The sequence below is a fragment of the Stutzerimonas sp. CXK-1 genome, assembly GCF_057738225.1.
In genome coordinates, this window is record NZ_CM173217.1 from 51,884 (window position 1) to 76,228 (window position 24,345).

A 24,345-nucleotide genomic window follows, 5' to 3' on the forward strand; every position below is an offset into this window, starting at 1 on the left:
TCAGGGCGCCAGGGCGCCGTTGCGCTCCAGCCGGTAGCTGCTGATTGCCTCGTAGACGGCCTTGCGCAAGCGGTTGATCCCGCCGATCGGGCGATGCTCGGGCAGCGCGTGCCACGGGTTGAAGGCCAGGTTGTCGCAGGCGAGGTTCTGCTCGGGGCTGTCGAAGTCCTGTGCCGGCAAGCGAATGTCGGCCACGGTCTCGAAAGGTGCGATCGCCTCGTCCCACTCGATGCTGGTGTCTTCGATCGGCATGTAGTGCTGCGGATTCTGGCGTTGCACCTGCAGGACGAAGCAGGCCGGCGCCCGGTCGAGCGAGAGCTGCTGGTAGAGCGCACTGCGCAGGAAGTTCGGCAGGTCGCGGTTCTGCTCCGGCAGCCGATAGTCGGGGCAACGCTCGGGCGTCGGGATCACCCGGTACTTGATGTTGTGCGGGCCGAGCTTGTACGGCGCGACCGAGCTGTAGGTGGTCGCGACCGGGCTCTGCGGCGCCGGCGCCAGCGTCTGCAGGGCGATCAGCAGGTGGCGCAGCTCCCATTGGCGCGGGTCCCAGCCGGGAAAGAAGGCCAGCACCTTCTGGCCCCGCGCCTGTGCGGCGAAGTTGCTGCGGTACTCGGCGACATCGCGGACAAAGAACACCGGATGGTTGAACATCACGAAGTCCTGCTCGCGGGCGTGGCGCGGGTTGCCGGTGAGCTTTTGCCCCGGTACGTCGAGCAGCTTGATCGCCATCCCGCGGGCGTCGCGGATGCGGTCGAACTGCGGATAGGCGTTGCCGTTGGACAGCCGCACCCAGGCCTGCCAGGTCTTGCCCGGCTCGCTGAACACACCCTGGCGCAGCGCCGGTTGCAGATCGGCGCGTACGCTGACCTCGGCACGCACGCAGCCGTGCGCCTTGGCATGCGCATCGCGCAGGACGCGGGTGTTGTCGCGGTGCTGTTCGACCACGGCGATGGCGTCCTCGATGATCGCCTGGGTATCGGCCGCTTCAGTCGGCGCGATGACCTCTTCGCTGGAGACGGGGCCACGATGGGTGAGGTGAAAGTGCAGGGCGGCAATGGCCCAGCCGGCCAGGCCGAGCACCGTCAGGGCGAGAAGCAGGCGCCCGAGCAGCCTGCCGAGCCAGAGCCAGAATCGCTTCAACATGGGAGCTTCCTCGTGCAGGGGGTCATGGGCAGGCCGGGCCGGGGTTGTAGGGCTGTGGCGGGATATCGGTCAGCCGCGCTTCGAAGGCCGGGTCGCCGAGCACCTTGAGGTACTCGACCAGCGCCCAGCGTTCGTGCGGCGCCAGGGCGCGGCCGATCACGCCGTTGCCGCGGCAACCGGCGCGGAACTCGTGGCCGCGGTTGCCGTTGCCGGTGATCGCGGTATCCAGCAGGAAGCCGCCGGCAAAGCGCTCGGTACGAATACCCACATGGCGCGGGTCGTATTCACGGCTGCCGACCCAGAACTGCTTCTGCCGTTCGGCGACCGGCGAGAGCAGCTGGAACAGGTTCGGCACCGAGCCGTTGTGCAGGAACGGCGGCGTCGCCCAGATGCCGTCCAGCGGGCGTGCCTTGTAGCCGCGCAGCTCCTGCACCCCGATCGGCAGGCCGAAGCCGTCGTATCTGGCGCGCTCCGGCGCTGCGATGCCCGCCTCGCGGTAGGCGCGTTCCTCGACGTAGGCAGTGATGTAGGCCAGGCCCTTGGCGCTGGACAGGCTGGCGAGATCGAGCGGGCCGGATGACGCGCCATACAGCTGCACATCCAGGCGATCCAGCTCATCCTGGGTCCAGCCCAGGCGGGTCAGGTCGAAGCGGTGGTCGGCAATATTGTCGGCTGTGGTCGGATCGGTACCGACGAAGGAGGTGGGGACCACCTTCATGCGCCACTCGGGGTCGCGTTCGGCAGCGAAACGCTTGTCGACCGGCTTGGGCCGGGCGTCGTGGCAATGCGCGCAGTTTTCCTTGTACAGCGCGCGGCCGAGGCTGGCCTGCTCCAGGTCGACCGGGCCGAGCACCGCCTCCGGCCAGCGCGGCGGCGCCAGCTGCATCAGCGTGGTTTCCAGCCGGTGCAGGTCGCGCACCCGCACCCCGGAGGCATAGCGCTCGGCCTCGGCGATCGGCGCGCCGTTGGCCTGCAGCAGCTGCAGCGGCGCGCCCACCCCCAGCGCCTCGCCGATGTTGCGTGCCATCGGCTGCATGGCCGAGCCGTTCCACTGCACCCAGTCGAACTTCCAGATATCCCACAGGTGCGGGTAGCTCACCGGCGCGTTGGCCACGCGGTAATTCGCCGGATCGATGGCATCGCCGAACACGCCGTTGGCGATGCGACCGAACGCATCGGTACGGCCAAAGCCTTCTTCGGTGGGGTAGAGCCCGCGGTGCCAGTCGTTGTAGGCGGTGCCGAGCAGGCGATCGAGCACCTGCTTGAAGTCGCGGCGCAGCAAGTCGCGCTCCTGCTCGTAGCGCTCGCCGAGCACCTCGCGGGCGAAGCGGCGGAACTTGAACGGGTTGTAGTAGGTGAAGGCCATGCTCATGCCCAGCGCCTGGCCGAACGAGCCGCCGCGCAGGGTGGGTACGGTCGAGGCCAGCGAATGCATGGCGGCACCGCCGTCGATGCGCAGCGCCTGGCCTTCGTAGCGCAGCTCGCCGGTGTGGCAGGCCGCGCAGGTCACGTCGAGGTAGCTGCGCCCGCCGTCGTCCTCGTGGCGGGCGAAACCGACCGGCAGGTTGCCGGGGTTCGCCGCACTTGGCGCCTGCGCCGGGTCGACCAGAAAGCCGAAGCGGGCCAGGTATTCGGGGGCGGCGAAGCGATCGCTGCTGAACGGCAGCTCCAGCGCAGTGAACCAGTCGTACTGCAGGCCTTTCACCTGGGTGCCCTGCGGCGTGTAGTAGTAGCGCTGGCGGTCCGCGTCGCTCCACTGCTCGAGATAGTGCAGGGCTTGCGGCGGCTGATACTGCGGCAGGTTGGGATAGGCGATGAAGTAGAGCCCGACGCCGACCGCAAGCACGGCCAGCGACAGCAGCCCGAGCAGGGCACGTCGCAGCAATCGCATCTGTACATCCTTGTAGCGCTATGGCGGGTGCGGCTTTATCGCAGGCTCGGCGGATAATGGCAAACGGCCAGGGGCTGAGCGTGTCGGCGTGTTCTGTCTCCGGAGATCGGTTCCGGCAGTAATAGGGCGGGGTCGCGCGGGGGATTCGGAGCGGAGGGGCCGGTGGGCGGTGCGCTCCGTGCACCAGGCCGGGGTGCTCGCGTACGAGCGTGGCGGGGGCTTAGCTGGCCAGCGCGGCGGGCGTGGTCTTCGGCGCCGCTGCCGGTTCGGCATAACCCTGCGGGTTGCGGCTCTGCCAGCGCCAGGCGTCGGCGAGCATGGTCATCAGGTCGCGCTCGGCACGCCAGCCGAGCTCCACGGCGGCCTTGGTCGGGTCCGACCAGCACTGGGCGATGTCGCCGGCGCGGCGTGGCTTGATGACGTGCGGCAGCGGGCGACCGATGACCTCTTCGAGCGCACCGATCATCTCTTTCACCGAGTAACCCTTGCCGGTGCCGAGGTTCCACACCGAGACGCCATTGACCTGCTCGAGCCGTTGCAGCGCCTTGAGGTGGCCCTGCACCAGGTCGACCACGTGAATGTAGTCGCGGATGCCGGTGCCGTCCGGGGTCGGGTAGTCATCGCCGTAGACGCTCAGTTCGCGGCGCCGGCCGATGGCCACCTGCAGCATGTAGGGCAGGAGGTTGTTCGGCGTGCCGTTGGGGTCCTCGCCGATCAGCCCGGATTCATGGGCGCCGATCGGGTTGAAATAGCGCAGCAGGCCGATCGACCAGCGCGGGTCGGAATTGGCCAGGCCGCGTAACACGTTCTCGGCCATCAGCTTGGACTGGCCATAGGGGTTGGTCGGCTGGCCGGTCGGGCAGTGCTCGGTGATCGGCATCACCGCGCTCTCGCCGTAGACGGTCGCCGAAGAGCTGAATACCAGGCGGAAGATGCCGGCCTCGGCCATCGCCTGGCACAGCGCGATGCTGCCGCTGACGTTCGTCTCGTAGTAGCGCAGCGGTTCGCGCACGCTTTCGCCGACGGCCTTGAGCCCGGCGAAATGCATCACCGCGGTCACCGGATAGGCGGCGAACAGCGCGTTGAGCAGCGGCCGATTGCGCACGTCGCCCTTGACGAACTGCAGCTTGCGCCCGGCGAGCTGCTCGACCCGGTCCAGCGCCCGGCGCGAGCTGTTGCACAGGTTGTCGAGCACCAGCACCTCGTGGCCTGCCTGGAGCAGCTCCAGGCATGCATGAGAGCCGATGTAACCCGCTCCTCCCGTCACCAGAATCATCTGTCTACCTCCACATGGAAAATTCTGCGGTCACACCCGCGAGCCTGCGGCTGCCGGCTGGCGTCGCATCGAGGTCCGTAATTGGGGTCGGCGGTGCGGAACAGGACGCCAAAAGCGAGCTGCGTGCGAGGTTCCGACGCCGGGCATAACCAGGTGATCTCGCTGATAGGGACGAAGAAGTTGCAGCCAAGTTCCGGCGCCGCTGCGCTGTCCCGACGGTGGGTTCGGTCGGATGGCTGGTCGGGAACCCAATCGATTGGCCGCCGTCAATAGCCCGCGGGCAGCTGCCGACGAAACGTTCGAACCGGACGGCGCGCCCGCCCTTTCAAGGCCCGGAGCGGAGTTCCCGGGCGTTGTTCAGGCATCGTGCGGGCAGGATCGCCACGAGCACTGCCCTATCGAACGAGGTGTTAGATGAGTTGGGCCGGCCCCTTCCAGTACGACATCGGCAAATCCCGCAACGCCCAGCACACGCCGGCCGAAGTGGTCTTCGACGAGCAGGTGCCGACGCTGCTGTGCCTGTCGCACCTGCGCTGGAGCTTCGTCTACCAGCGCCCGCAACATCTGATGTCGCGTTTCGCCCGCGATTTCAACGTGCTGTTCTGCGAGGAACCGATTGCCACCGAGGACGACCAGCCGTGGCTGGAAGTCCGCCCCGAAGAGAACGGCGTGCAGGTGCTGATCCCGCGGCTGCCGCACGGCTGCGCCGGCGAGGCAGCCGACCGCGTGCAGCGCGAGCTGCTCGACGGCTACCTGGCCAAGCTTGGCGTCGACGACCTGCTGCTGTGGTACTACACGCCGATGAGCCTGGCGTTTTCCGACCACCTCGAGCCGCGCGTGACCATCTACGACTGCATGGACGAGCTCTCGGCCTTTCGCGGTGCGCCGCCTGAGCTGATCGAGCGCGAACGCGAGCTGCTCAAGCGCGCCGACCTGGTGTTCACCGGCGGCTACAGCATCTGGGAAGCCAAGCGCGAGTTGCATGACGACGCGCATCCCTTCCCCAGCAGCGTCGATGTCGAGCACTTCGCCGCCGCGCGGCGGCCGCAGCACGACCCGGACGACCAGGCCGAGATTCCGCGCCCGCGCCTGGGCTTCTACGGCGTGATCGACGAGCGCCTGGACCTAGAACTGGTGGAGCAGGTCGCGCGGCTCAAGCCCGACTGGCAGCTGGTGCTGATCGGCCCGGTGGTGAAGATCGACCCGGCCGAGCTGCCGCGGCGCGACAACATCCACTACCTGGGCGGCAAGACCTACGACGAGCTGCCGCAGTACCTCTCCGGCTGGGACGTGGCGATCATGCCGTTCGCGCTGAACGAGTCGACGCGTTTCATCAGCCCGACCAAGACGCCCGAATACCTGGCCGGCGGCCGCCCGGTGGTATCGACGCCGATCACCGACGTGGTGCGCACCTACGGCGACACCGGCATCGTGCGCATCGCCGACGGCGCCGAGGCCTTCATTGCCGCCTGCGAGGCGGCGCTGAAGGATGCCGAGGACCGCGACCGCCTGCTGGCCCGCGCCGACGAGATCCTCGGCGACATGTCCTGGGACCACACCTGGAGCCTGATGAAGGAGAAGATCCAATGCGTGATATGAACCCGCAAGACAGCAATCCCGAACGTCTCGGCGGGGGCTCCGGTGATGTGCCGGGCGTACGCCAGCGTGGTTTCGACTACCTCATCGTCGGCGCCGGTTTCGCCGGCAGCGTGCTCGCCGAGCGCCTGGCCGCCGGGCTCAACAAGCGCGTGCTGGTGGTCGACCGGCGCCCGCACATCGGCGGCAACGCCTATGACCATCACGACGAATCCGGCGTGCTGATCCACCGCTACGGCCCGCACATCTTCCACACCAATTCGCAGCGCATCGTCGACTACCTGTCGCGCTTCACCGAGTGGCGCCCCTACGAGCACCGCGTGCTGGCGCAGGTGGACGGCCAGCAGGTGCCGATTCCGATCAACCGCACCACGCTGAACAAGCTCTACGGCCTGAACCTGGAAACCGACGAGCAGGCCGCCGAGTACCTGGCCAGCCGCGCCGAGCCGGTGGCCGACATCCAGACCAGCGAAGACGTGGTGATCAACGGCATCGGCCGCGAGCTGTACGAGAAGTTCTTCCGCGGCTACACGCGCAAGCAGTGGGCGCTGGACCCCTCGCAGCTGGACAAGTCGGTGACCTCGCGGGTGCCGACGCGCACCAACACCGACGACCGCTACTTCACCGACAGCTTCCAGCAGATGCCCAGGCACGGCTACACGAAGATGTTCGAGAAGATGCTCGCCCACCCGAACATCAAGGTCATGCTCAACACCGATTACCGGGAGATTCGCGACGAGGTCGAGTACGACCACCTGGTGTACTGCGGGCCGATCGACGAGTACTTCGACTACCGCTTCGGCAAGCTGCCGTACCGCTCGCTGCGCTTCGAGCACAAGCAGCTCGAGCAGGAGCAGTTCCAGCCGGTCGGCACGGTCAACTACCCGAGCGAGGACGTACCCTACACGCGCATCAGCGAGTACAAGCACCTCACCGGGCAGGTCCACCCGAAGACCAGCGTCACCTACGAATACCCCTCCGCCGAGGGCGACCCCTACTACCCGATCCCGCGCCCGGAAAACGCCGAGCTGTACAAGCGCTACCAGCAGCTCGCCGAGCAGACGCCGGGCGTGACCTTCATCGGTCGCCTGGGTACCTACAAGTACTACAACATGGATCAGGTGGTCGGCCAGGCGCTGGCGGCGTACAAACGCATCGAGGAAGCCGAGCGTGGCCAGGCCACCGGCGAGCGCGACGCGCCTGCGCGCAGCCTCGCCGAACAGGCCGGCTGAGCCCGGCGCGAGGGCTGCCGCACAAGCGGCAGCGTTGAATTGAAAGGCAGGCAGCCGCAATCGCAGCGGAAGGCGCGGTGCGGTTCGCCGTGCCTGTTAGCAGAGGTTCGCGATGTATCGACCGACCCTGTTCGATAGCTTCTTTCTCGGCGGCTTCGAGTGCTCCACGCACCGCCGCCACGACGGCCGCCGGCTCGACCTGCTGGCCGCCACCGGCCATGATCGGCTGGTTGCCGAGGACTACCGCGCCTTGCAGCGCCACGGCATCCGCAGTGCCCGCGACGGCCTGCGCTGGCACCTGATCGAGCGTCAGCCGGGCCGCTACGACTGGTCCAGCTTCCTGCCGATGCTCGAGGCCGCGCGCGACAGCGGCACCCAGGTGATCTGGGACCTGTGCCACTACGGCTGGCCCGACGACATCGACATCTGGCGCCCTGAGTTCGTCGAGCGTTTCGCCCGCTTTGCCGGCGAGGTGGCGCGGCTGGTGCGCGAGCACAGCGACGCGGTGCCGTTCTACTCGCCGGTCAACGAGATCTCCTTCTGGGCCTGGGCCGGTGGCGACCATGAGCGCTTCAACCCGCTGGGCCAGGGCCGTGGCGCCGAACTCAAGCACCAGCTGATCCGTGCCAGTATCGCGGCCATCGAGGCGATCCGCGCGGTCGAGCCGCGGGCGCGCTTCGTCCAGGTCGACCCGGCGATCCACATTAGTGCGCAGGTGCTGCGCCCGGCCGCCCAGCGCGAGGCGGAAAACGCCCGTCAGGCGCAGTTCGAAGCCTGGGACATGCTCTGCGGCAAGGCCTGGCCGGGCCTGGGTGGCAAGCCGGAGTACCTCGATATCGTCGGGGTGAACTACTACTCGGACAACCAGTGGTACCTGGGTGGCGACACCATCGTTCGCGGCCACCCGGACTACCGCCCGTTCCGCGGCATCCTCAAGGAGATCCACCGCCGTTACGGGCGGCCGATCCTGGTTGCCGAAACCGGCGCCGAAGGCGACCTGCGCGGCGACTGGCTGCGCTACGTCAGCGAGCAGGTCGGCCTGGCGCTGCAGCAGGGCGTGGCGGTGGAGGGCATCTGCCTGTACCCGGTGCTCGACTACCCCGGCTGGGACGACGACCGCCACTGCCCGACCGGCCTGTTCGGCTTCCCCGACGCCCGTGGCGAGCGCCCCGAGCATGCCGGCCTGGCCGACGAGCTGCGCCTGCAACAGACCCGCTTCGCCTCGGTCCAAGCGCATCATGAGCCCGCTGTGACACCCGCATGAACAAGCCCGTTGCGGTCCCGCCTGCCCCCACGGTCCTGCCCAGCCGGCCGCTGGCCTTTCTCTGGCATTACATCTGCCAGCGGCCCTGGCATTTCGGCGGGCTGGCAACGCTGGTGATCAGCGCGGCGATCTGCGCGGTGGCGGTGCAGTACGGCATGAAGCTCTTGGTCGATGCCATGGCCGAGGGCAGCGACCAGCGCGCCACGGCAGACGTCTGGTCGCCGCTGTGGCTGTTCCTCGGCCTGATCGTGGTGGAAAACGTGTTCTGGCGCCTCGGCGGCTGGCTCGGCTGCCGCACCGTGGTGGCCAGCTGCGTGGACATCCGCGTCGACCTGTTCCGCTACCTCACCGGCCACCCGATGCGCTACTTCAACGAGCATTTCGCCGGCTCGCTGGGCAACCGCATCTCCGCCGTCGGCCAGGCGGCGGGCACCATCTATGGCGGCCTGGCGTGGAAGATCGTGCCGCCGATCGTCGACTTCATCGGCGCGGTGGTGGTGCTGCTCACCGTCGACTGGCGCATGGCTGCGGCGCTGGTGGTGTTCGTCATCGTGGTGGCGCTGCTGATCACCGGCTTCGGCATCCGCGGGCGCAGCAAGCACCAGCGCTTCGCCGCGCAGGCGGCGCGGGTCGGCGGCGAGCTGGTCGATGCGGTGTCCAACGTCTGGACCATCAAGGCCTTTTCCGCCCGCGACCGCGAGGCCGAGCGCCTGGCCCAGGAGATCGGCAGCGAGGCGCGCGCCCAGCGACGCAGCTGGATGTACCTGGAAAAGGCCCGCGTACTGCACGACATCTGCCTGTCGCTGATGGCCGGCGGCATGCTGGTATGGGCGATCCGCAGCTGGCTGGGCGGCAGCGTCAGCGCCGGCGACGTGGTGCTGGTCAGCGCGCTGACCTTTCGCATCCTGCATGGCTCGCGCGACCTGGCGCTGGCGCTGGTCGACACCACCCAGCAGGTCGGTGCGATCGCCGACACCCTGCGCATCATCAACCAGCCGCACGGCCTGGCAGACCCTGAGCCGAGGCTGACCCTCGAGGCCGGCGACATCGACTTCGAGCATGTGCGCTTCGGCTACCCGGAGCGGCCAGCGATCTTCGAGGACTTCAACCTGCACATCCCGGCCGGGCAGGCGGTGGGCATCGTCGGCGCCTCGGGCGCGGGCAAGTCGACCCTGCTCGCCCTGCTGCAGCGGCTGGACGACGTGCATGGCGGGCAGATCCTCATCGACGGCCAGGACGTGCGCCATGTCAGCCAGGACAGCCTGCGCGAGAAGATCGCCGTGGTGCCGCAGGAGACCGCGCTGTTCAACCGCAGCATCCTCGAGAACATCCGCTACGGCCGCCCCGCGGCGAGCGACGAGGAAGTCTACGAGGCGGCCCGGCATGCCTTCTGCGACGGCTTCATCCGCGAGTTGCCCGAGGGCTATCGCACGCTCGTCGGCGAGCGCGGAGTGATGCTTTCCGGCGGCCAGCGCCAGCGCCTGGGGATCGCCCGTGCCTTCCTCAAGGATGCGCCGATCCTGATTCTCGACGAAGCCACCTCGGCACTCGACACGCAGTCCGAGGCGGAGATCCAGGACGCCCTGAACCAGCTCATCCAGGGCCGCACGGTGGTCGCCGTGGCGCACCGGCTGTCGACCCTGGCGGGGTTCGACCGCATCGTCGTGCTGCGCGAGGGGCACATCGTCGAGGACGGCCCGCCGCACGAGCTGCGCCGCCGCGGTGGCGAGTTCGAGGCGCTCTGGCGCATGCAGGCCGAAGGCTTCAGCCGCGAGCCCGGCGCGGTCACGTGAAGCGCGCCGCGGTGGACTCCAGCAGCATCCGCTCGCTGGGCTACGCTGAAGACGAGCAGGCACTGGAAGTCGAGTTCCACAACGGCAGCCTGTACCGCTACGAGCGGGTTCCGCCCGAAGCGGTGCAGGCCCTGCTGGCGGCCGACTCGCTGGGCCGGCATTTCAACCAGGTGTTCAAGCCCTGTCAGTTTCCCTACCGGCGCCTGCGCTGAGGCCGTTGCGCCTGGCGCTTTGAACTAAGCCGGCACTGCCAGCCTCAGAAAGCAGACAGGACGAATCTTCGAGCGGAGGCTCGCCAGACCAGAAGGGGTTATCTATGTCGGATCATCACACTTATAAGAAGATCGAGATCGTCGGCTCCTCGCGCACCAGCGTCGACGATGCCATTCAGAATGCCGTCGCCGAAGCGAGCAAGACGCTGGAAAACGTCGAGTGGTTCGAGGTCGGCGAAATCCGCGGCCATGTCGAGAACGGCAAGGTCGCGCATTTCCAGGTCACCATGAAGGTCGGCTTCCGCCTGCGCGACAGCTGATCCCCCGACGGCTGGGGCGCGCCCGCGCCCTGGCGTCGCCCCGCCGCAGACTCCGCTGGCCTTTCCCGGCCGCGCCAATCGACATCCCCGCCCCGCTGACACGCGCGCCGCTCTGCGCTGCGGCTCGGCTGGGGTTTTCCGTCGTGCATTTGCGCCATCGAGGCCGACCGGCGGCGGGTGCCTGGGCATTAATACAGTTGCGAATCATTATTGCTAAATATAGCATTTTGCAATTGCGCCCAATCGCACCCGTCTTCCGGTCCTCCACAGGTCTTCTTCGATGCGCCGATATCCGAACAAACCCGGTCACTTCTACGCCCTGCTGCCCCTCTGCCTCGCCATTGGCAGCACGGCTTACGCTGAAACCCCGACGGACCGGGATGCCGCTGCCGACCCCAAGGCGCAGGCCGAGCAACCGCTGGCGCTGCCGGCAACCGAGATCGTCGCCAGCGCCGATGCCTCGGCCGACGGCCTGACCCAGCCCTACGCAGGTGAGCAGGTTGCCCGTGGCGGCCGGGTCGGCATCCTCGGCAACCGCGACTACATGGAAACGCCGTTCACCTCGACGTCCTACACCTCGCAGCTGATCCAGGACCAGCAGGCGCGCAGCGTGTCCGACGTGCTGCAGAACGATCCTTCGGTGCGCGTCGCCCGCGGCTTCGGCAACTTCCAGGAGCTGTACGTGGTCCGCGGCTTCCCGCTGTTCTCCGACGACATTTCCTACAACGGCCTCTATGGCCTGCTGCCACGCCAGTATGTGGCCGCCGAATTCATCGAGCGCGTGGAAGTGTTCCGCGGCGCCAACACCTTCCTCAACGGCGCGGCGCCGGGCGGCAGCGGCATTGGCGGGGCGATCAACATCCTGCCCAAGCGCGCGCCGAACGAGCCGCTGACGCGTCTGACCCTCGGCGCCGAGAGCGGCGGCCAGGCGATGACCCATGCCGATATCGCCCGCCGCTTCGGCGAAGAGCAACGCTTCGGCGTACGCCTGAACGCGGCCAAGCGCGCCGGCGAGACCACGGTCGAAGACGAGGATCGCACCCTCGACATGTTCGCCCTCGGCCTCGACTACCAGGGCGACAACCTCCGCCTCTCGGGCGACATCGGCCACCAGTACCACTTCATCGACCAGCCGCGGCCGAGCGTGACCCCCAGCGGCGGCCTTCCCAGCGCGCCGGATGCCGACGACAACTTTGCCCAGCCCTGGACCTACTCGAAGGAGAAACAGACCTTTGGCACCTTCCGCGCCGAATACGATTTCTCCGACGCCGTGACCGGCTGGCTCGCAGCCGGCGTGCGCGAAGGCGAGGAGAAGAACCGCTTGGCCAATCCCAACGTTGACGGCTCGGGTGCGACCACGGCCTATCGCTTCGACAACGTGCGCGAGGAAGAGATATTCACCAGCGAAGTGGGCCTGCGCGGCCTTTTGAAGACCGGCCCGGTGTCGCACCAGTGGGTCGTTTCGGCAGCGATGTTCAGCGCTGAAGATCGTAATGCCTGGGCTGCAAGCGATTGGAATAACCCGTTCACCGGTGACTTGAACTCGCCTACCAACACGGCCATGCCACCAGTAGATCTCGTCGATCCAATCAAAACAGCTGGATCAATGTCGAACCCGAAGGTCACGGCTCGCACCAACACTCAGAGCCTGGCTATCGCCGATACCCTGGGCTTCATGGATGACCGCCTGCTGATCACCCTCGGTGCGCGCCGCCAGGGCATCGAGAGCAAAGGTTACGATTACGACACAGGCGAGCGAGCCTCCGCCTACAACCGCTATGAGACCACCCCGGTCGCTGGCGTGGTTTACCAGCTGAGCGACGAGCTTTCGGTCTATGCCAACTACATCGAAGGCTTGGTCAAGGGTGATATCGCACCCTCCACAATCTGGATTGATAACGCCAACCGAAGCGTCAGCAATGGCGGCCAAGCACTCGCTCCCTATGTCTCCAAGCAGGCCGAAGTCGGGCTCAAATATGACGGCGGCAATGTAGGCGGCAGCCTCGCTGTGTTCCAGACGAAACGCCCCTTTTCCACCTTTGAGTACGATGTCGCCAGCAATGCCCTTGAAGGCACCTACGCGGAGAATGGCGAGCAACGCAACCGCGGCATCGAACTGTCGATGTTCGGTGAACCGCTATACGGCGTACGCCTGCTCGGCGGCCTGACCCTGCTCGACGCAGAAATGACCAGCACCCGCCGTGGGCTTAACGACGGCAATCGCGTGATAGGGGTACCACGTACCCAGGCCAACCTTGGCACCGAATGGGATGTGCCAAATCTACAGAACCTGACACTGACGGCCCGAGCGCTCTATACCGGCAAGCAGTACGCCGATGCGGCTAACGAGCTGGAAGTCCCCTCCTGGACTCGTTTTGACCTCGGTGCCCGTTACCGCATGGTCGTTGACGATCGCGATGTCACACTGCGTGCCAACCTTGAGAACGTCACCGGCCGCGACTATTGGGCCTCAGCCGGTGGCTACCCCGACAACGGCTACCTGGTCCTCGGCGCCCCGCGTACGCTCACGGTCAGCGCCACGGTCGACTTCTGATGCAGGCAGTCACCCTGCGGCGCTGGGGCTGGGTCCACAAGTGGTCCAGCCTCGTCTCTACGCTGTTCATCCTGTTGCTGTGTCTGACCGGCCTGCCGCTGATCTTCTCCCACGAGATCGAGCACCTCACCGGCAGCGAGATCGAAGCGCCGGCGATGCCCGAGGGCACGCCGCGCGCTGCGCTCGACCGGGTCGCCGCCGAAGCGGTGAAGGCCTATCCGGGGCTGGTGCCGCTGTACCTGTTCGCCGAGGAAGACGCGCCGGACGTCTGGTACGTCAAGCTCGACACGCGGGTCGACACCGATGAAAGCGCCTCGACGCTGATCCTTTCCGACGCGCGCACGGCCGAGGTGCTCGGCGCGCCGAACTTCGACGAAGGCTTCATGAGCGTGATGTACCGCCTGCACGTGGACCTCTACGCGGGGCTCGCCGGCAAGCTGTTTCTCGGTTTCATGGGCCTGCTGCTGATGGTGGCGATCGTCTCCGGCGTGGTGCTCTACGCGCCCTTCATGCGCAAGCTGCGCTTTGCCGAGGTGCGCCGCGAGCGTGCGCCGCGCACGCGCTGGCTGGACCTGCACAACCTGCTCGGCATCGTCACCCTGGTCTGGGCGCTGGCGGTGGGCTTCACCGGGGTGATCAACACCTGGGCGGAGCTGATCTTCCAGGCCTGGCAGGCCGAGCAGGTCGCCGCACTGCAAGCCGGTGAGACACGCGTGCTGCTCGCGGCGGACGCCAGCGAGGCGCTGGCCGCCGATGGCTCGCTGCAGATCGCGGTCGAGCGTGCGCTGGCCGCCGCACCCGGTATGGCGATCTCGATGATCGCCTATCCCGGCACGCTGCGCGCCACGCCGGAGCATGTCGCGGTGATCCTGCGCGGCGACACGCCGCTGACCTCGCGCCTGACCCAGGCGCTGCTGGTCGACCCGGCCAGTGGCGAGGTGCTCGAAGCGGGCCCCCGGCCCTGGTACGTCACCGCGCTGCAACTGTCCGAGCCGCTGCATTTCGGCGATTACGCCGGCCTGCCGCTGAAGGTCCTCTGGGCGCTGCTGGACATCCTCACCCTCGTCGTCCTGGGCAGCGGGCTGTACCTGTGGCTCAAGCGCGGTGCGACGGCGGAGGTGCGGGCATGATGCGCATCTGGCTTTGGCCGGTGGCGATTGCCCTGGCCTCGGCGCTCGGGCTGATCGCCGGACTGGTGTCCGAAGGCGCCGGCGACTGGCTGAGCTGGCTGGCCCTCGGCCTGCCGACGGCGCTCGGCCTGCAGGGCCTGTGGCGCGGCCGCGGCCAGCGCTCCGCGTCGCTCAGTCGGCCAGTGCCTCGGCGAGCTGGTCGAGGCTGAACGGCTTGGGCAGCGAGCGTGCCGGCAGTCGCGTCTCGATGCGGCCTTCGCCGGAGACGAAGATCAGCCGCAGCCAGGGCTGAACCTGCAGGGCCTGCACGGCGAAATCGAGGCCCGAGCGCCCGGGCAGGTTGACGTCCAGCAGGAGTAGGTCGAAGCGCTGCTCGCCCAGGGCCAGCTCGGCCTGCTCGGCATCGGCATAACCCCGGACCCGATAGCCCAGTTCCTCGACCATCTCGCCGGTCAGCGCGAGCAGTGCCGGTTGATCCTCGACCACCATCACCAGCGGCGCTTCGCCCGGCCGGGCCTCGGTTTCGCGCGTGGCCAGCAGCTGGCGGACCTTGCGCGCCAGGTCCTCCTGGCGATACGGCTTGCTCAGCAGCTCCACGCCGGCGTCCAGGCGCCCGCCATGCACGATGGCGTTGCGCGTGTAGCCACTGGTGAAGAGCACCGCGATGCCGGGCTGCAGCAGGCGCGCCTGGCGGGCCAGCTCCGGGCTGCTGACCGGCCCCGGCATCACCACGTCGGTGAACAGCAGGTCGATCGCCAGGCCGCTGCCGAGAATGCCCAGGGCCGCCTGCGCATCGTTGGCCCTGAGCACCTGATAGCCCAGCCCCTCGAGCAGTTCGACCACCGTGGCCTGCACCGGCAGGTCGTCCTCGACCACCAGGATGGTCTCGCTGCCGCCGACGACCGGGCCGGCGGCCGGTTGCACGGCGAGCACTTCCGGCTGCTCGGTGCGCGGCAGGTAGAGCTTGACCGTGGTGCCGCTGCCCGGCTCGCTGTACAGGCGGATGTGCCCGCCGCTCTGCTTGGCGAAACCGTAGGCCATGCTCAGCCCCAGCCCAGTGCCGCGCCCTTCCGGCTTGGTGGTGAAGAAGGGCTCGAAGGCCTGCTCGACGACTTCGGCGGGCATGCCGACGCCAGTGTCGGACACCGCCAGCAGCACGTACTGGCCGGGCGTCACGTCGCTCTGGGTGCTGGCATAGAGTTCGTCGAGCATGGCATTGCCGAGCTCCAGGGTCAGCCGGCCGCCTTCGGGCATGGCGTCACGGGCGTTGATCGCCAGGTTCAGCACCACCTGCTCGAGCTGGTGGGCGTCGACCATGGTGGTCCAGAGCCCGCCGGCCACCACCGTCTCGATCTCGATGCGCTCGCCGAGCGCCTGGCGCAGCAACTCGTCGAGCTCGCGCAGCAGACGCGCCAGGTTGGTCGGTTGCGGGCGCAGCGGCTGGCGGCGGGCGAAGGCGAGCAGCTGCCGGGCGAGCTTGGCCCCGCGCTCGACCGCCGAGCTGGCGGCGTCGACCCGCTTGGCCGCCGGGCGGTTGTCCTGCAGCAGCGGCTGCAGCAGTTGCAGGTTGCCGGCGATCACCTGCAGCACGTTGTTGAAGTCGTGCGCCACGCCGCCGGTGAGCTTGCCGATCGCCTCGAGCTTCTGCGACTGGTACAGCGCCTGGCGGCTGACCTCCAGCTCGCGGGTGCGCTCCTCGACCAGCTCCAACAGGTGCTCGCGCGAGCGCTGGAGTTCTTCCTGCGCCAGCACCTGGGCGGTGACGTCATGGCCCTGACAGAAGATGCCGCTGACCTGGTCGTCCTCGGTCAGCACCGGCTGGAAGACGAAATCGACGAAGCGGCGCTCGGCCTTGCCGCCGCCCTCGGGGCGCACGCGCACCGCGAGATTGCGCCCGACATAGGGCCGGCCGGTGACGTAGACCTGCTGCAGGAGGTCGGCGACGGCGCGGCTTTCGAGCTGCGGAAAGGCCTTGAAGGCCGGGCTGCCGATCACCTCGCGCGTGCCGACCAGCTCATGGAACGCGCGATTGGCGATCTGCAGGACGTGTTCGGGGCCCTGGGTGATGGCGATGAAGCCCGGCGCCTGATCGAACAGGCGCTGCAGGTGCCGGCGCTCCTCGGTCAGTACCCGGCCCTGGCGTTCGCTGGCGCGCCGCTCGGCGACCAGCGCGGAGACGTCGCGCAGGCTCAACGCCGCGCCGACCACGTCGCCCTGCGGTGCGGTGACGGCCGCGACCACGGCTTCCAGCGTGCGGCCAGTGGCCGGGTCGTTGAACTGCAGGGTGCGCGTCGTGCCGCTCTGCAGCGTGCTGGCCAGCGCACCACCGAGCGCCGGCGTCCAGAACGGCAGGCTGGCTGCGTTGCGCCCGAGCGTCTGCACGCGGGTCTGGCCGAACAGCTCGACGGCGCCGGCGCTCCAGTAGAGCACCGCGTGCTGGCTGTCGAGGCCGACGATGGCATCGCGCGCGGCGTCGATGAAATGGTGCAGATACAGGTCGGCCTCGGCCGGCGAGCGCTTGCCGGCTGCCTGCGCGGCGTCCATGTGGGCGTTGGCGCGCGCCAGGGTGGTACGCAGGCGGGCACGGCGGCGCACGTCCGCCAGGGTCTGGTCGAGCACCCGGGGCAGCTGAGCGCTCTCGACGATCGACCAGTGCGGCCCGAGCAGTGGCGCCGGGCCGAGCTCGCGGCGCAGCGTACTCGCCTCGGCATCGGTGCTGAGGAACAGCAGCTGGCTGCGTTTCCAGCGCATGCGCAGCTGCCGGGCCAGGCTGACCGGGCGCAGCAGGCCCGGCGCCAGCATGACCAGCGCCGGCTCCGGCGCGTCGCCTGGCAGCTCACCGGCCGGGTCGAGCAGGCGCAGCTGGCAGTGGCGCTCGGCGGCCAGCGCGGCGACCCGCTGGTGCAGTGCGAGGTCGCCGTCGTCGAGCAGCGCCAGGCAATCGAGCTGCAGCTCGGGGTTCATAGCAGCGGCAGGCCGAGCAGACTGCGCCCGGTCCAGAGCTTGAGCAGGTCGGTGGTCGGCGTCATCACGTGCGCCGCACGCGCGTCGCGCAGCAGACGCGCCACGCGGCTGTTCGCCCGGTAGGCGGCGCCACCGCACAGGGTCATCGCTTCGTTGGTCAGGCGCACGGCGGTCTCCGCTGCGTCGGCTTTCGCCGCGAGAATGAAGGGCAGCGCCTCGGGATGAGCGCCGTCGCCGCGCCGTGCCGCCTCGCGCACCAGCGCCCGGCTCTTGACCAGCGCCGTCCAGAGTTCGCCGTAGCGTACCTGCAGCGCCTCCACGTCGAGCAACGCCTCGCCGGAATGGCTGTAGCGCCGCTGGCGCAGGTGCAGCTCGGCTTCGTCCAGCGCGGCCTGTGCGACGCCCAGGTAGGTGCCGGCCATGGCGATGAGAAAGAACGGTGCGACCACCTCGAACACGTACCAGACCTGATCGCCCGGCTCGCCGAGCAGGTTCTGCGCCGGCACCCGGACCTGTTCCAGGCGCAGCGGCCGCGAGGAGTTGCCGCGCATGCCGAAGCCGTCCCAGGCATCCAGCCAGTGCATGCCGGGGCTGTCGCGGTCGACCATCAGGCAGCTGAAGTCGCCGGCCTCGCCGCCGGCGGCGACGGTGGAAACCACGTAGGAATCGGCGTGGCCGCCACTGGTGACGAACTGCTTGGTGCCGTCGACGACAAAGCTGTCCGCCTCGGCGCGCAGGCGCGTTTCCGGCAGGTAGAAGTGCGCACCGGTGCCCTGTTCGGACAGCGCCAGCGTCGTGATATGGCGCCCGGCGGCGATGTCGCGCAGGTAGTGCTCGCGCTGATGCTCGGTGGCCTTGGCGGCGATCACCGCGGTGGCCACGCAATGCATGCCGAAGCACAGCGCCGAGGACGGGCAGGCGCGGCCGATCGTTTCGGTGATCACGCACAGGCCGAGCAGGCCCTGGCCCAGCCCGCCGAGTTCGCCGGGCACCTGCAGGCCGAGCAGTCCGGCCTCGGCCAGCGCCTGCATGGCATGCGCCGGCCAGCGGCACTCGGCGTCGACCTCGGCGGCCCGCGGTGCGATCCGGCTTTCGGCCAGGCTGGTGGCGATTTTCTGCAGCTCGGCAAGCTGCACGGGAAGCAAATGATCCATGGTCTCGGTAATTCCTGGGGGCAGCGCCGGCGTCCACCCGGCTGAACATAGACATGACTCCGCCAGGGGCGGTTCTACGGCAGCGCGATACCGACTCGACGGAGCATCGAGCCATGACGGCGGTCATAGTCGCATGACTTCGACCCAGCCGCACAAGCAGCCCCCGCGGTTTCTCCGGCGTGCCCGTGCGGGCCTTGCGCTGGCGCTCGGCCTGCTGCTGGCGGCGCCAGTACAGGCAGCGAGCGGCGACATGCATCTTCTGATCGGCAGCTACACCCACGACAGCTCCAGCCCCGGTGTGCTGCGCCTGCGCTTCGACCCGGCCAGCGGGCAGATCGCCGAGCGGCCGCTGCAGACGCTGGCCAGCGACAATCCCTCCTGGCTGCTGCTCGACCGGCGCCGCGGACGGCTCTACGCGACAAACGAGAACGCCCCCGGGCACGCCGACCCGGTGGGCCGGGTCAGCGCCTGGCGGCTCGACGACGAGGGCCGCTTCCAGCCGCTCGGCCGCACGCCGAGCCTGGGTGACGAGCCGACCCATGCCAGCCTGAGCCCGGACGGGCGCTACCTGTTCGTCAGCAACTACGGCTCGCGCGCCAACCCGGGCGGCCAGCTGGCGGTCATGCCGCTGGGCGAAGCGGGCGAACCGCTGCCGGTGACCCAGCTCGCCAGGCACCAGCCCAGCGGTGCGCTCCCACGCCAACAGGGCGCACATGTGCACCAGGCGCTGTTCGCCCCGGACGGCAAGCGGCTGTGGGTCAGCGACCTGGGCGCCGACCAGCTGGTCGCCTACCGCTACGACCCGGCCCAGCGCGAGCGGCCGCTCAGCCTGGACGAGGCGGCCAGCCTGACGCTGCCGCCCGGCAGCGGCCCGCGTCACCTGGCCTTCTCGGCCGACGGCCGGCGCGCCTGGCTGACCCTCGAGCTCAGTGCGCAGGTGGCGCAGCTGGCTGTGCATGACGGCCGCCTGCAGCTGCGCGAGCTGATCGACCTCGCCGAGCCGGGCGCCGCCAACCGGCACTCGCCGGGCGCGATACGGCCTTCGAGCGATGGGCGCTTTCTCTATGTCACCGATCGCGGCGAGGCCAACCGCATCCTGGTCTATGCGATTGCCGCCGACGGCCGGCTGCAGCTGCTGCAAAAGCGCGACAGCGAAGGGCGCGAGCCGCGCGAACTGGCGATCGCCCCGGACGGCCGCTTCCTGCTGGTGGCCAATCAGTTCGGCGACAGCCTGGTGGTGTTCCGCCGCGATCCGGCCAGCGGCCTGCTCGGCGAGACCGTGCAACGGCTTCGGCTGGCGCGGCCCTCGGCGATCGAGTTCTTCGCACCGTAGCGGCAAACCGGCCCGCGCGTACCGTAACGCCTGCGCTCAGGACAGCAGGCTGACGACCGTGAAGCGGCTCAGCGTGGCCTGGGCGGCGACGGTCTGAGTGACGGCGGCGTAGCTCGACGGGCTGCGCTGCATCAGGTTGAACACCGAGCGCGAGAAGTCCAGCGCCCACTGTTTCTCGTCGCGGTCGGCCTGGCGGGCGAGAAATTCACGGATCTCCTTCTGCCGCTGGCCGAGCTGGTCGCGCAGGCTGGCGATACGGTCGAGGGCGGCGACCACCTTGTCCAGCACCTGGCGCAGCTCGTTGAACGAATCGAGTGCGGGCGCGGCCGGCAGCTCCAGCAGTTGCTCCTGATGGCTGTCGACGCGCTGGAAACGCTCGCCGGCGAACAGCTTGCCCTCGCCACGCACCGCCAGCTCGCCCTTGAGCGCGTCCCACAGGCTCTCGCGCGCGGAGAAACGCAGCTGGCCGTCGTCGTCGAGCTCGGCACGGATACCTGCCTGGCCGAGGCTGGCGTTGAAGCGGCGCAGGATCTGCTCGTCGCTCATGGCCTCGTCGAGCACCACCGCGACCGGCTCGGCCAGCTGCCGGCCGGCGCGAAAGACCAGCGTCTCGGCACCCGACTCGCGGATCGCCTCCGGCGAACTCAGGCCGGCAAGGGTGAAGCGGCTGCGCACCGGCTCGTTCAGGCGCAGGCGGAAGTCGGCGTCCAGCGCCTCGGCCGAGCGTTCGCGGCGTTGCCCCAGCAGCGTACCGACCGCTTCCAGTTGCTCGCCGATGGCCTCGGCACCGCTGCCGGGGCTGGCTGCGCCAAGTTCGCGGCCGAGGCTCAGCTTCAGTTGCGAGAGCCGGCCATGCAGGTCGGCCAGGTAGTTCTCGGCCGATTGCATCGACGACAGCTGCTGGTTGAGCTGCAGGCTGAAGCTGGTGCTCTTGCGCGCGCGTGCCTCGGCCGTGGCGGTGTCCAGCTCGCGGCGCTGCGGCTGGCGGGCACGGCGCTCGGTGGCAAGCGGCTGGCGCCGCTCCTGCGGGTCGATCGCGCCGATGGCGGGTAACTGCTTGTCGATCTTCATGGCGGCCTCCGGTCAGAGCAGGCCGAACAGCGACAGGCCGTTGATCTTCAGGTAGGTCTTCTGGGTGGCCTGCAGCGACAGCTGGTAGTTGTTCAGGTCGATGCTGGCGCCGGCGTAGTCGAGCGTCGACAGCTCGCCTTCGATCTTCTGGTTCACCAGCGAGACGTCTTCGTTGCTGCCGATCAGCAGGGTAAGGGTGTTCTGCCGGCCACCGAGGTCGGTCACCGCGCCGAGCAATTCGCCGTGGGTCAGGTCTAGGGCGTCCATGGTGGCGCTGATCTGGCTGCGCACCGCCGGGTCGCCGGCATCGAGCGCCGGGTCTTCGAGCATCGCGACCAGCTCATGCAGGCGGTTGAGCATGTCGACCCCGCCGCCAAAGATCTCGGCAGCGGTGACGTTCTCTTCGACCAGCACGCCGTTGGCCACTGCGGCCTGCCGATGCCCGGCGTTGCCGCTGAGCTGGTAGCTGTCGCTGGCGGCGTCGAAGGTCACCGCCGGGCGGTCGCTGAGGGTGCCGGCGAACAGGTAGCGGCCTTCCTCGTCGCGCACGTTGGCGAAGCTGAGAATGGTGCCTTCGAGCGTCTTCAGCTCGTTGGCGATGGCCGCCAGGTCTTCGCTGGTATTGCTGCCGTTGGCGGCCCAGAGCAGCAGGTCGCGTACGCTGAGCATCGAGTCGGAGGCGGCCTTGAGGTTGCTCTCCTGCTTGGACAGGTTGCCGGAGACGTTGGCGATGTTGGTGCGGTACTGCGTCAGGGTCGCTTCCTCGCGCTCGATGCGCAGCACGCGCACGGCGGAGATGGGGTCGTCGGAGGGCCGCAGCATGCGCTTGCCGGTGGCCATCTGCTGCATCAGCTTGCCGAGCTTCTCGGAGCTGATGTTCAGCGAGCCGTGCATCGTCGCGGTGATCTGGGCGTTGGAGATACGCATCGTCGGGAATCCTTCGGCTGGCTCAGAACATCGCCAGCACGGCGTTGAACAGTTCGTTGGAGGTGCCGATGACCTTCATGTTGGCCTGGTAGGCCTGCTGGTAGGCCATCAGGTTGACGGCTTCCTCGTCGAGGTTCACCGCACTGACGCTGTCGCGCTGCGCCTGGGCCTGTTCGGCGACCACCGTGGTGGCGGCCAGGTCGGCCTGGTTCTGGCGGCTGGCGCTGGCAACGCGGCCGACCAGCCCGGCGTAGGCGTCGTTGAGCGGCACCAGCTCGCCGGCCACGTTGATCTTCGCCGCCTTGGTCTCGAGCAGGGCGAGCAGCACCTGGTTGTCGCCGACCACCGGCACCGGCTGGCCGTTGGCATCCAGGCCCGGCGCCTGCGCGGAAAAGGCCAGCTCGCGGGTCGACAGGTCGTTGACGGTGAGCAGCGCGCTGGTGCTGCTGGCGTCGTAGCTGAACAGCGGCTGGCCGGGGTTGCCGTCCAGGTCGTAGCCGGTGGCCAGGGTGTCATTGACCAGTTGGGCCAGGGCGCCGGCCATGTCGTGCAGGTCGGCCTGGGCCGGGCGCAGCGCACCGTATTCCATGTCATAGAGACCGCCGAGCGAGCCGCCGAGGCCCTCCTGTACCAAGGGGAAGCTGGTCTTGGCGAAGACCAGGCTGAGCTGTTGCTCGCCGGCCAGGTTCTCGCCGACCTTCAGCGTGCCGGCGGTGCTGCCGGCGACCAGCGGCTGGCCGTTGGCCAGGGCCACGGTCAGGCTGCCGTCGGCAGCGCTCTGCACGCGGATGCCGACGAACTGGCTGAGATCCTTGACCAGGTTGTCGCGGTAGTCGTGCAGGGTCGCGGTGTCGCGGCCGGAGGATTCCATCTCGAGGATCTGCTGGTTCAGGTCGGCGATGTTGCGCGCCAGGCCGTTGATCTCCTCGACCATCGACACGCGCTGGCCTTCGAGGGCCTCGAGCTGGATGCCGATGTTGCCATTCAGGCCGTTGAAGCGTTGCGCCAGCTGCTTGGCCTCGCCGAGGATCTGCTGGCGCAGGGCGATCGACTCGGGCGTCGAGCTGGCCTCGCTGAGCGCGGCGTAGAAGTTGTCCAGGCCGACGCTGATGCTCGAGCCTTCGCTGTCGACCAGCCCTTCGAGGGCGCCGAGGTATTGCTGCGTGGTGCCGTAGTACTGCTTTTCGGTGGTCGCGCGCCACAGCTGCTGGTTCTGGAAGTCGCTGGCCAGCCGGCGGATGCTGGTCACCTGCACGCCGCCACCGATGCCGGTGGGCGTCTGCCCGCCGAGTGCGTGCTGCTCGGGCGCCAGGCGGCTGAAGCCCGGCGTGTTGACGTTGGCGATGTTCTGCCCGGTCGCGGTGAGGGCGATCTGCGAGGCGCGTACGCCGCTGTAGCCAATCTGACTCAGGATGCTCACGACTGGGGTTCCTTCGATTCGATGCGGATCGGTTGCGCGAAGGCCACCGACAGGTGGCCGCCGACGGCACGTTGCCTATGCAAGGCGACCGGCGCGCCGGCGCGCTTAAGCGTCTCGCCGCCCTGCTGCGCCTGGCTGGCCGGCAGGGCCTGCAGGTCGCGCAGGATGTTGCGCGTGTAGTTGCGCGTCTCGGCATAGGGGATGCGCTCGACCCAGGCGGCGGTGCCGATCGCACCGTTGCGCGGGTCGCCGATCTGCACCAGCCACTCGTCGACCTTGCCGGGGCCGGCGTTGTAGGCGGCCAGGGCCAGCGCCTGGTGGCCGTCGTAGCGCGCCAGCATCTTCTCCAGGTAGGCCGAGCCGAGGCGCTTGTTGTACGCGGCGTCCTCGGTCAGGCGTGCCTCGCTGAACGGCAGGCCGAGCTCGCCGGCCATGTCGCGCGCGGTGTCGGGCATCAGCTGCATCAGGCCGCAGGCGCCCTTGGCCGAGACTGCGGCGAGGTTGCCGCTCGATTCGTGGCGGATGACGCTGTCGACCAGCGTCTGGAAGCCGGCCTTGCCGCTGGCCCAGGCCTCGTCGAGCGCCTCGAGGCCGCGCTGCCAGGTGCCGCGCAGGGCGTGCAGGCCGCCGCCGGCGCTCGGCAGGCCGGCCAGCGCCGCGTTCGGGAGCGCTGTCGGCTGAGTCGTGCCGGCCTCGCCGGAGAGCTGCGCGACGAGCAGGTCGCTGATGCCGGTCTGGCGCTTGGTGGCCAGCGAGTCGGCCAGCGCCTCGTCATACAGGTCGCGCATGGTGTCCAGCTCGCGGCTGCGCAGCGGGTTGCCGGCGGCCAGTACGTCGCCGGCCTTGCGCATCTGCTTGAGGATCTGCTGCAGGAACATGGCCTCGAACTGTTCGCAGACCGCCTCGAGCTGCTGGCGCCGCGCCGCGCTCGGGCCTTCGTTGCGCCCGCGCAGGCTGGCCAGGTGCTGGGGTAGGGAAACGATGCTCATGCTGCAGGAACCTATTCAAATCTGCTGCGCTTCGGGCCCGCTTCGTTGAAAGCAGGCTGGGGCGCCAGCCCGGTCA

Annotated in this window: 19 protein-coding genes; 10 read left to right on the plus strand and 9 right to left on the minus strand. The window is 68.7% G+C overall.

Annotated features, from left to right (window positions below; translation table 11 throughout):
• The 3 genes from AC0KXH_RS00275 to galE form a co-directional block, all read right to left on the minus strand.
• Positions 1-1,143, minus strand: coding sequence for a catalase family protein (locus AC0KXH_RS00275; protein ID WP_488223940.1), 1,143 nt, complete (start codon positions 1,141-1,143; stop codon positions 1-3).
• A 22-nt stretch (positions 1,144-1,165) separates the two neighbouring features.
• Complete coding sequence (locus AC0KXH_RS00280) at positions 1,166-3,034, minus strand: di-heme-cytochrome C peroxidase (RefSeq protein ID WP_488223941.1); 1,869 nt, start codon at positions 3,032-3,034, stop codon at positions 1,166-1,168.
• A gap of 220 nt (positions 3,035-3,254) precedes the next feature.
• On the minus strand, positions 3,255-4,310 hold the full coding sequence (galE, locus tag AC0KXH_RS00285; RefSeq protein ID WP_041110437.1) for a UDP-glucose 4-epimerase GalE: 1,056 nt from the start codon (positions 4,308-4,310) through the stop codon (positions 3,255-3,257).
• 414 nt (positions 4,311-4,724) lie between these two features.
• On the opposite strand from galE, the gene AC0KXH_RS00290 reads away from it, so the two are divergent.
• The 9 genes from AC0KXH_RS00290 to AC0KXH_RS00330 all read left to right on the plus strand — a co-directional run bounded on the left by AC0KXH_RS00290 (position 4,725) and on the right by AC0KXH_RS00330 (position 14,620).
• The gene (locus AC0KXH_RS00290; protein ID WP_488223942.1) at positions 4,725-5,909 is read left to right on the plus strand and encodes a glycosyltransferase family 1 protein; all 1,185 of its coding nucleotides are present in this window, start codon (positions 4,725-4,727) and stop codon (positions 5,907-5,909) included.
• A complete protein-coding gene (gene glf, locus AC0KXH_RS00295; RefSeq protein WP_061340190.1) occupies positions 5,897-7,138 on the plus strand; it encodes a UDP-galactopyranose mutase in 1,242 nt (413 codons plus the stop codon). The genes AC0KXH_RS00290 and glf overlap by 13 nt, the downstream gene beginning before the upstream one ends.
• 112 nt (positions 7,139-7,250) lie before the next feature.
• Positions 7,251-8,402, plus strand: a complete 1,152-nt coding sequence (locus AC0KXH_RS00300) for a glycoside hydrolase family 1 protein (RefSeq protein WP_488223943.1) — start codon at positions 7,251-7,253, stop codon at positions 8,400-8,402.
• Positions 8,399-10,195, plus strand: coding sequence for an ABC transporter ATP-binding protein (locus AC0KXH_RS00305; RefSeq protein WP_213151902.1), 1,797 nt, complete (start codon positions 8,399-8,401; stop codon positions 10,193-10,195). Before AC0KXH_RS00300 ends, AC0KXH_RS00305 begins: the two co-directional genes overlap by 4 nt.
• On the plus strand, positions 10,192-10,407 hold the full coding sequence (locus tag AC0KXH_RS00310; protein WP_041110447.1) for a KTSC domain-containing protein: 216 nt from the start codon (positions 10,192-10,194) through the stop codon (positions 10,405-10,407). Before AC0KXH_RS00305 ends, AC0KXH_RS00310 begins: the two co-directional genes overlap by 4 nt.
• A 104-nt stretch (positions 10,408-10,511) precedes the next feature.
• Complete coding sequence (locus AC0KXH_RS00315) at positions 10,512-10,727, plus strand: dodecin (protein WP_041110449.1); 216 nt, start codon at positions 10,512-10,514, stop codon at positions 10,725-10,727.
• A 280-nt stretch (positions 10,728-11,007) separates the two neighbouring features.
• Positions 11,008-13,281: a TonB-dependent receptor gene (locus AC0KXH_RS00320; protein ID WP_488223944.1), complete on the plus strand. Its 2,274-nt coding sequence runs from the start codon at positions 11,008-11,010 to the stop codon at positions 13,279-13,281.
• The gene (locus tag AC0KXH_RS00325; protein WP_488223945.1) at positions 13,281-14,411 is read left to right on the plus strand and encodes a PepSY-associated TM helix domain-containing protein; all 1,131 of its coding nucleotides are present in this window, start codon (positions 13,281-13,283) and stop codon (positions 14,409-14,411) included. Before AC0KXH_RS00320 ends, AC0KXH_RS00325 begins: the two co-directional genes overlap by 1 nt.
• Positions 14,408-14,620, plus strand: coding sequence for a hypothetical protein (locus AC0KXH_RS00330; RefSeq protein WP_165562364.1), 213 nt, complete (start codon positions 14,408-14,410; stop codon positions 14,618-14,620). The genes AC0KXH_RS00325 and AC0KXH_RS00330 overlap by 4 nt, the downstream gene beginning before the upstream one ends.
• On the opposite strand, the gene AC0KXH_RS00335 is transcribed toward AC0KXH_RS00330, so the two are convergent.
• Both AC0KXH_RS00335 and AC0KXH_RS00340 read right to left on the minus strand, forming a co-directional pair.
• Positions 14,583-17,375, minus strand: a complete 2,793-nt coding sequence (locus AC0KXH_RS00335) for a response regulator (RefSeq protein ID WP_061340185.1) — start codon at positions 17,373-17,375, stop codon at positions 14,583-14,585. The genes AC0KXH_RS00330 and AC0KXH_RS00335 overlap by 38 nt on opposite strands.
• Positions 17,372-18,529 (minus strand): acyl-CoA dehydrogenase family protein, encoded by a 1,158-nt coding sequence (locus tag AC0KXH_RS00340; protein ID WP_041109173.1) that lies wholly within the window; start codon positions 18,527-18,529, stop codon positions 17,372-17,374. The genes AC0KXH_RS00335 and AC0KXH_RS00340 overlap by 4 nt, the downstream gene beginning before the upstream one ends.
• Positions 18,530-18,662: 133 nt before the next feature.
• Between AC0KXH_RS00340 and AC0KXH_RS00345 the strand changes: the two genes are divergently transcribed.
• Positions 18,663-19,862 carry a lactonase family protein gene (locus tag AC0KXH_RS00345; RefSeq protein WP_488223946.1) on the plus strand — a complete coding sequence of 400 codons (1,200 nt, stop codon included), beginning with the start codon at positions 18,663-18,665 and terminating at the stop codon, positions 19,860-19,862.
• A 36-nt stretch (positions 19,863-19,898) separates the two neighbouring features.
• Here AC0KXH_RS00345 and AC0KXH_RS00350 read toward each other — a convergent pair whose 3' ends face one another.
• From AC0KXH_RS00350 to AC0KXH_RS00365, 4 genes are read right to left on the minus strand one after another with little or no spacing between them, the layout of a single operon-like run.
• Positions 19,899-20,933: a hypothetical protein gene (locus tag AC0KXH_RS00350; RefSeq protein WP_488223947.1), complete on the minus strand. Its 1,035-nt coding sequence runs from the start codon at positions 20,931-20,933 to the stop codon at positions 19,899-19,901.
• 12 nt (positions 20,934-20,945) lie between these two features.
• The gene (gene flgL / locus AC0KXH_RS00355) at positions 20,946-21,860 is read right to left on the minus strand and encodes a flagellar hook-associated protein FlgL (RefSeq protein ID WP_488223948.1); all 915 of its coding nucleotides are present in this window, start codon (positions 21,858-21,860) and stop codon (positions 20,946-20,948) included.
• Positions 21,861-21,882: 22 nt separating this feature from the next.
• On the minus strand, positions 21,883-23,280 hold the full coding sequence (gene flgK / locus AC0KXH_RS00360) for a flagellar hook-associated protein FlgK (protein WP_213151907.1): 1,398 nt from the start codon (positions 23,278-23,280) through the stop codon (positions 21,883-21,885).
• Entirely contained in the window at positions 23,277-24,269 is a 993-nt protein-coding gene (locus tag AC0KXH_RS00365) for a lytic transglycosylase domain-containing protein (protein WP_488223949.1), read from the minus strand. The genes flgK and AC0KXH_RS00365 overlap by 4 nt, the downstream gene beginning before the upstream one ends.
• Positions 24,270-24,345 lie beyond the last annotated feature (76 nt).

Bases quoted from the DNA above. Each gene is read 5' to 3' on its own strand.
- AC0KXH_RS00275 (WP_488223940.1), bottom strand. From the start codon at position 1,143: ATGTTGAAGCGATTCTGGCTCTGGCTCGGCAGGCTGCTCGGGCGCCTG.
- AC0KXH_RS00280 (WP_488223941.1), bottom strand. From the start codon at position 3,034: ATGCGATTGCTGCGACGTGCCCTGCTCGGGCTGCTGTCGCTGGCCGTG.
- galE (WP_041110437.1), bottom strand. From the start codon at position 4,310: ATGATTCTGGTGACGGGAGGAGCGGGTTACATCGGCTCTCATGCATGC.
- AC0KXH_RS00290 (WP_488223942.1), top strand. From the start codon at position 4,725: ATGAGTTGGGCCGGCCCCTTCCAGTACGACATCGGCAAATCCCGCAAC.
- glf (WP_061340190.1), top strand. From the start codon at position 5,897: ATGCGTGATATGAACCCGCAAGACAGCAATCCCGAACGTCTCGGCGGG.
- AC0KXH_RS00300 (WP_488223943.1), top strand. From the start codon at position 7,251: ATGTATCGACCGACCCTGTTCGATAGCTTCTTTCTCGGCGGCTTCGAG.
- AC0KXH_RS00305 (WP_213151902.1), top strand. From the start codon at position 8,399: ATGAACAAGCCCGTTGCGGTCCCGCCTGCCCCCACGGTCCTGCCCAGC.
- AC0KXH_RS00315 (WP_041110449.1), top strand. From the start codon at position 10,512: ATGTCGGATCATCACACTTATAAGAAGATCGAGATCGTCGGCTCCTCG.
- AC0KXH_RS00320 (WP_488223944.1), top strand. From the start codon at position 11,008: ATGCGCCGATATCCGAACAAACCCGGTCACTTCTACGCCCTGCTGCCC.
- AC0KXH_RS00325 (WP_488223945.1), top strand. From the start codon at position 13,281: ATGCAGGCAGTCACCCTGCGGCGCTGGGGCTGGGTCCACAAGTGGTCC.
- AC0KXH_RS00330 (WP_165562364.1), top strand. From the start codon at position 14,408: ATGATGCGCATCTGGCTTTGGCCGGTGGCGATTGCCCTGGCCTCGGCG.
- AC0KXH_RS00335 (WP_061340185.1), bottom strand. From the start codon at position 17,375: ATGAACCCCGAGCTGCAGCTCGATTGCCTGGCGCTGCTCGACGACGGC.
- AC0KXH_RS00340 (WP_041109173.1), bottom strand. From the start codon at position 18,529: ATGGATCATTTGCTTCCCGTGCAGCTTGCCGAGCTGCAGAAAATCGCC.
- AC0KXH_RS00345 (WP_488223946.1), top strand. From the start codon at position 18,663: ATGACTTCGACCCAGCCGCACAAGCAGCCCCCGCGGTTTCTCCGGCGT.
- AC0KXH_RS00350 (WP_488223947.1), bottom strand. From the start codon at position 20,933: ATGAAGATCGACAAGCAGTTACCCGCCATCGGCGCGATCGACCCGCAG.
- flgL (WP_488223948.1), bottom strand. From the start codon at position 21,860: ATGCGTATCTCCAACGCCCAGATCACCGCGACGATGCACGGCTCGCTG.
- AC0KXH_RS00365 (WP_488223949.1), bottom strand. From the start codon at position 24,269: ATGAGCATCGTTTCCCTACCCCAGCACCTGGCCAGCCTGCGCGGGCGC.